Consider the following 1,944-nt stretch of genomic DNA (forward strand, 5'->3'; position numbering starts at 1 on the left):
GCGAAAGTCCTCTTAAGAGGACTAATGAGTTCTTCAGTCCTCTTAAGAGGACTTTCGCTATTAGCCAGGGGTTTCAACCCCTGGCGGACTCTCCCAATTGCAGACGATCGGCTGAAGTTGACACCAATGGGCACGATCGTTTCCCACCAAAAGATATTTTAAGAACTGACCTTAACTTAATAACTCACAATTGACAATTAGCCAATAGAAATAAATTTTTGATTAAACTCAAATTATGCGATCGCATCATTCGTAGCAATTATTGCAAAAATTACGTTTCGTATAAAGAAAGTATAAAATTTAGACCAAAAGTGCCAAAATGTGTTTAAACCTAATAATTGATGGATAATTTTAAAACGCAATGGATACAGCTAACTTTCCCTGGTTAACAACAACAATTCTGTTTCCCATTGCTGCCGCCTTGCTAATTCCTTTGATTCCCGATAAGGATGGCAAGACGGTGCGGTGGTATGCTTTGATTGTCGGTTTGATTGATTTTGCTCTGCTTGTTTATGCTTTTTGCACTCAGTACGATTTCAGCAATCCAGACTTGCAACTGGTAGAAAGTTATACTTGGGTGCAGCAACTTGATTTAAATTGGTCAGTAGGTGCTGACGGTTTGTCAATGCCGTTGATTTTGCTGACAGGTTTTATTACTACCCTGGCGACTTTAGCTGCTTGGCCAGTCACACTTAAACCAAAGCTATTTTACTTTTTGATGCTGACAATGTACGGCGGCCAAATCGCAGTTTTTGCCGTGCAGGATATGTTGCTGTTTTTCCTGGTTTGGGAACTAGAATTAGTCCCGATTTACCTGATTTTGTCAATCTGGGGCGGCAAAAAGCGCCTCTACGCAGCAACTAAGTTTATCCTTTACACCGCAGGCGGTTCGCTGTTTATTTTGGTTGGCGCGCTGACGATGGCGTTTTATGGCGATACGGTGACTTTCGATATGCGGGCGATCGCAGCCAAAGAATTCGCCCCCAATGTAGAATTGCTCCTGTACACAGGATTTTTAATCGCCTACGGCGTCAAACTGCCGATTTTTCCCCTGCACACTTGGCTCCCCGACGCCCACGGCGAAGCAACCGCACCAGCCCATATGTTGCTAGCAGGAATTCTGCTAAAAATGGGCGGCTACGCCTTGCTGCGGATGAATGCCGGAATGCTCCCGGATGCTCACGCTACTTTTGCACCCATCTTAGTAATTTTGGGTGTAGTTAACATTGTTTACGCGGCCTTAACCTCCTTTGCTCAGCGCAATTTGAAGCGCAAAATTGCTTATTCTTCGATTTCGCACATGGGGTTTGTGCTGATTGGGATAGCTTCGTTTACCGATTTGGGTACGAGCGGCGCTATGCTGCAAATGGTTTCCCACGGTTTGATCGGGGCGAGTTTGTTCTTTATGGTAGGCTGCACGTACGATCGCACGCACACCCTCATGCTCGACGAAATGGGCGGGGTAGGCAAGAAAATGCGCAAAGTTTTCGCAATGTGGACAGCTTGCTCTATGGCATCTTTGGCTTTGCCGGGAATGAGCGGTTTTGTCGCAGAATTGATGGTATTTGTAGGCTTTGCAACTAGCGACGCTTACAATCCGGTGTTCAAGGTTTGCGTGGTATTTTTGGCGGCTGTCGGGGTGATTTTGACTCCGATTTATCTGCTGTCGATGCTGCGTGAAATCTTCTACGGCCCTGAAAACAAGGAATTGGCGGAACACGAAGAGTTGGTGGATGCGGAACCGCGAGAAGTGTTTATTATTGCGGCTTTGTTAGTGCCGATTATTGGGATTGGCTTGTATCCGAAGATGCTGACTCAGGTTTATGATGCGACTACTACACAGTTGACGGCAAAGTTGCGGGATTCTGTGCCATCTCTAGTGGCTAAGGCTGCTGCGGATCGAACTGTGTCTCTGCGCGCACCTGCGATCGAGCCTAGCAAGTT

General features: G+C 46.2%; 1 protein-coding gene. It reads left to right on the forward strand.

Annotated elements, in window-relative coordinates:
* Window positions 1-361: 361 nt before the first annotated feature.
* A partial coding sequence (locus tag QT974_RS33875) for an NAD(P)H-quinone oxidoreductase subunit 4 (RefSeq protein WP_333472738.1) occupies window positions 362-1,944 on the forward strand: 1,583 nt, incomplete at its 3' end.

Origin of the sequence: Microcoleus sp. BM001215392 (assembly GCF_036700185.1) — a bacterium.
Taxonomy (GTDB): domain Bacteria; phylum Cyanobacteriota; class Cyanobacteriia; order Cyanobacteriales; family Microcoleaceae; genus Microcoleus.